Origin of the sequence: Tessaracoccus rhinocerotis, from assembly GCF_007197885.1 — a bacterium.
Lineage (GTDB): Bacteria > Actinomycetota > Actinomycetes > Propionibacteriales > Propionibacteriaceae > Arachnia > Arachnia rhinocerotis.
Genome location: NZ_VKKG01000011.1, coordinates 1 through 3,533, shown reverse-complemented (window position 1 = coordinate 3,533; position 3,533 = coordinate 1). Strand labels below are relative to the sequence as shown.

Below are 3,533 nucleotides of genomic sequence, written 5' to 3'. Positions count from 1 at the left end.
GGTGTGACGCTTTCTGCTGCTTGTCATGATGAGACCAGTCTTCCTGCCCGACGTATCGGGCGACAAGACGACTCTCACAACGTCTGGACCTACTAAACGGGGTCAGGCCAGACTCGCAGAACTGCGCACCCTCGGCCGCACCTCGCAGCGACGTCGCGACGACGTCCCCGCCTTCTTCGATCACCCCAACACATCGAACGGGCCCACCGAAGCACTCAACGGGATCATGGAACACCTCCGCAGCACCGCCAGAGGCTTCCGAAATCTAGGCAACTACATAGCGAGGTGTCTACTCGACGCTGGCGGCTTCCGACCCCTCATCCACTCTCTTCTGTGAAGAGCCTCTTTGTCTGTCTACAAAGAGGATGCCATGTCCGCTTGCAATCCGCTTCCGCGCTTCCCGCAACTCCGCAGTCTCTCAGCCTGAGTCATTGCTCGGCGGGGGATTCCGATGGGATACCAACTCCGATCACAAACATAATTTCACCTTGGCGGCGAGAGCATCGGGCCTGTCGGGAACTTTGTGTAACTGGGTGTGGCGTGGTCCACGGTTCGGCCGTGGAGAGCGGAGCATCAGTTCATGAACAACAACATCGGTAGCGAGTCGGGTGCCAGTCTGCCGGCGGTTAGGGAGCCGGACTTGACCGGTCTGGCGGAGCAGCTGGTCTCGGCGGCTGGTGAGCGTGGTATCTCGCTCACCGGCGAGGGAGGGCTGCTCTCGGCGCTGACCAAGCAGGTCCTGCAGTCGGCGTTGGAGGCGGAAATGAGTCTCCACCTCGGATACGACAAGCACGCCTCGCAGGGCCGCAACAACGGGAACTCCCGCAACGGGTCGACGCCGAAGACCGTCACCACCGAGATCGGCCAACTAACCGTCCAGGTCCCTCGCGACAGGGATGGTTCCTTCGAGCCGAAGATCATCGCCAAGCACCAGCGCCGCTTGTCAGGCTTCGATGACCAGGTGGTGAGTCTGTATGCCAAAGGCATGACCACCGGCGACATCGCATCGCATTTAGAACAGATCTACGACACCACGATCTCGCGGGACACTGTCTCGGCTGTGACCGCGAGGGTGGCTGAGGATTTGAAGGCGTGGCAGACCCGGCCGTTGGATCGCGTGTATCCGGTGATCATCATCGACGCGATCGTGCTCAAGATCCGGGAGGGGCAGGTCGCGAACCGGCCGGTCTATGTGGCGATGGGCGTCAACCTCGACGGTGTTCGTGACGTGTTGGGCATGTGGGTCGGCCCCACCGGAGGTGAGGGCGCGAAGCAGTGGATGAATATGCTGACAGAGTTGAAGAACCGCGGCATCATGGACGCATGCATCGTGTGTTGCGACGGCCTCAAGGGCCTGCCAGAGGCCATTTCGGCGATCTGGCCGCTCGCGGTGGTGCAGACCTGTGTGGTGCATCTGGTGCGGAACTCGTTGCGTTACTCGGCCCGGCAGCACTGGCAGACCATCACCCGCCAACTCCGCGGCCTCTACACCTCCGCCACCGTCGACGAAGCGACCGACCGGTTCGAGGAGTTCGCACAGCAGTGGCAGGGCAAGTATCCGGCGATGATCGGGTCCTGGCGCAGCGCCTGGACCGAGTTTGTGCCGTTCCTGGACTTCCCTTCCGAGGTCCGGTCCCTGATCTACACCACCAACGCGATCGAGTCGCTGAACTCCAGATTCCGCGCCGCTGTCCGCAGGCGTGGTCACTTTCCAGACGAAGCTGCAGCGTTGAAGGTCCTCTACCTCACAGTCACCGAACGCCGACTAAACCGGGCCAACCCAACCGGACAGATCGCCGGCTGGAAGAACATCCTCAACGTCTTGTCCCTGACCTACGGCGACCGCCTGGGTCTCAACTGAAGCCATGGCCAGTTACACAAAGAATCCGACAGGCCCAGAGCATCCACTTCGTGATGCACCTAGTGGACGCAGGGGACGCCAGTCGCGGCCAATGCAAGGGCAATGTACTTCTCGTGGTGCGGCACCGCAAGAAGGGAGGCTCTCTTTGCAGGACTCACGTTCCTTCAAGGGTCGCATCGGAGCACCCCTCTACTCATGAAAGGTGGATGCTCAATACCGCCGTTCCGAGGTCATACCGAGACCAGATGGGAGCAGGGGCATAGAACGACCACATCAGAACTTGAAGCCGCATTCGGTGCAGAAGGCATGCGCGTCGGCTCTCCGGGTTCCGCACCCACCACAGAATTTGAGGCTGCTGCGGTTGTGGGGCTCAGTCGTCCGTGACACCGCACGCTCTGCGAGACTGGCCAGGCCCAGCGCATCAGGCGCGACAGGCTGATCACTCCCACGGAGGGTCGCCAGCAGGGCTGACAGCTCAATTCCGACCCGTCCAGGGCCGGTCGTGAGGAGGGCAAAGGTGGCCTCAGCATCATCGAATCGCAGGCGGAGAACAGAGTCCATATGTGTCGCGGTGGACACCCAGTTCATAACTGACGCAAACAGTGCACCTTTCAGAGCCCCGGCGACACCGAAACCACCACCGACCCACCCAGCGTCGGACCTCATCTCTCCCATTCCCCCAGACTGTAGCCCCTGCAACTGAGCAAGCGGCCTGAGGAAGGGTTCGGCGTGCGAGAGTACACACACGCCTCCGCTGGAAAAAGCAATCTGTGCCGGTGTATCGGGGGGTATGGGGGTGCCGTACCCCCCGAAATGATGCGCGGCGTAGACCACGGGCTCTTGAAGGGGTGCAACGATGGGAAAGCTCCCCGCGCCCAAATGTGCCAGCGATAAAGCGTTGTTGAACGCTTCAACAATCGGGGTAGCTGCAATAGAGCCAGTGTAGAACGAGAGATATCGCCCACGAGTGAGATGTACCCTTACTGACTCCTTGACCTCTTCCGCTAAAAGTAAGTCTCTCAGTTCTCCTTGCGCCTGGAGGTTGCGGAAGTTCATATCATAGATGTGCCAGCTGCGGGTGGTGAGCACCATGTTCGGGAAAAGACCATGACGGTGCTCGCGTTCGACGCCTTTGGCCGATGCGCGACCACCGTTGAAGACGACTAATACACGTCCATGGGAGCCTCGTCTAGCTAAGGCTAGCTTCGACCGTTCAACGAGAGACGGTTTTTCCATTCCAAAGTTGCCGAAGCCTCGTTCCTGCAACTGTTGAGCTGGGAGGCTGCGTTCCGCCGCGGCGGGTAGCTGCTGATCGTGAGTCATAGTGGTTCGCGATCACCTTCTGCCGGTCGGATAGTAGCGGCGTGCGCCGATTCCTTGGCATCCAAATGAGATGGTTGGTCGTTTGCTGATTGCGCGGGAACGCTTCAGTGCGTTCGTCCCGAACCCAGTTTGCCGGTACATGGCAATGATCCTAGCGCCTACAAGCCTGTGTCGGCTGGGAGGCCCACATAGAGCCGCGGGAACGAGCGATCGGACTAAACGGTGGGTCGGTTGATTGTGACCTGCCCCCAGTCTTAGGTCCAGACGGTGTGGGAGTCGTCGGTTGCTAATCGGTGAGTGCATTGTCGAGCGTAGTCGACCGGTGCGAGGTAGCCGAGTGATGAGTGCC

At 60.4% G+C, this 3,533-nt stretch carries 2 protein-coding genes and 1 pseudogene; 2 read left to right on the top strand and 1 reads right to left on the bottom strand.

Features of this window, described 5'->3' with window-relative positions:
* Positions 1-106: 106 nt before the first annotated feature.
* Positions 107-337 (top strand): annotated as a pseudogene (locus FOJ82_RS15895) (transposase); the annotation flags it as partial.
* A gap of 243 nt (positions 338-580) precedes the next feature.
* Positions 581-1,861 carry an IS256 family transposase gene (locus FOJ82_RS15890; RefSeq protein WP_221933203.1) on the top strand — a complete coding sequence of 427 codons (1,281 nt, stop codon included), beginning with the start codon at positions 581-583 and terminating at the stop codon, positions 1,859-1,861.
* A gap of 273 nt (positions 1,862-2,134) precedes the next feature.
* Here the strand turns inward: FOJ82_RS15890 and FOJ82_RS15885 are convergent, their stop codons facing one another.
* Positions 2,135-3,184 (bottom strand): hypothetical protein, encoded by a 1,050-nt coding sequence (locus tag FOJ82_RS15885; protein ID WP_143939477.1) that lies wholly within the window; start codon positions 3,182-3,184, stop codon positions 2,135-2,137.
* Between the last annotated feature and the right edge of the window lie 349 nt (positions 3,185-3,533).